The organism is Streptomyces sp. NPDC101166, assembly GCF_044768125.1.
In the GTDB taxonomy this organism is placed as follows: Bacteria; Actinomycetota; Actinomycetes; order Streptomycetales; family Streptomycetaceae; genus Streptomyces.
Map to the genome: position 1 here is coordinate 1 of NZ_JBIWPF010000389.1, position 1021 is coordinate 1021.

Here is a 1021-nt window from a genome sequence, read left to right on the forward strand (position 1 = left end):
ACTTCTTCGCCCTGGGCGGCAGCTCGCTGCTCGCGGCCAAGGCGGTCGCCCGCATCGGCGCGCTGTTCGACACCACCGTCGGCGTGCGCGCGCTGTTCGAGGCCCCGACCGTGGCGGCGCTGGCCGCGCGGGTGCAGGCCGAGGCCGACGGCCCGAAGCGGCCGGTGCTGGCCGCGGGCGCCCGTCCCGAGCACCTGCCGCTCTCGCCCGCCCAGCAGCGCATGTGGTTCCTGAACCGCTTCGACCGCTCGTCGACGGCTTACAACATCCCGGTGGCGCTGCGCCTGACCGGCGAGCTGGACGCCCCGGCGCTGGAGGCCGCGTTCGCGGCGGTGATCGAACGCCACGAGACCCTGCGCACCGTCTACCCGGAGCTGGCCGCGGGCCCCGCGCAGGTGATCCTGCCCGCCGCGGAGGTGATCTCGGAGCTCAAGCCGGTCGACCTCACCGAGGCCGAACTGGTCGGCAAGGTCACCGAATTCGCCACGACCACCTTCGACGTGACGGTGGACGTGCCGGTGCGGGTGCTGCTGCTGCGCATCGTGGACGCCGACGGCGTGCCGACCGGTGATCACGTGCTCGCCGGTGTGCTGCACCACATCTCGGCCGACGGCTCCTCGGTGGTGCCGTTCGTGCGCGACCTGATGATCGCCTACAACGCCTGCCTGGGCGGTGCCAAGCCGTCCTGGACGCCGCTGGCCGTGCAGTACGCCGACTACGCGCTGTGGCAGCGCGCGCTGCTGGGCTCGGAGGACGATCCGGAGTCGGTGGCCGCGGGCCAGCTCGCCTACTGGCGCGAGACCCTGGCCGGGCTGCCCGACCAGCTGGACCTGCCCGCCGACCACCCGCGTCCGGCGCGACAGAGCCTGCGCGGCAGCTACATCCGGCTCCCGCTGGACGCCGAGCTGCACGCCGGCCTGACCGAACTGGGCCGCCGCCACGGCGCGACCCTGTTCATGGTGGTGCACGCGGCCTGGGCCGCCCTGCTGTCGCGGCTGTCGGGCACCTCCGACATCGCGGT

The 1021-nt window shown here is 73.8% G+C and carries 1 protein-coding gene; it reads left to right on the forward strand.

Translation table 11 applies throughout. The features are described 5' to 3' along the window. On the forward strand, window positions 1-1021 hold a 1021-nt coding region (locus ACIRS4_RS39335; protein ID WP_404205246.1), incomplete at both ends, for a condensation domain-containing protein.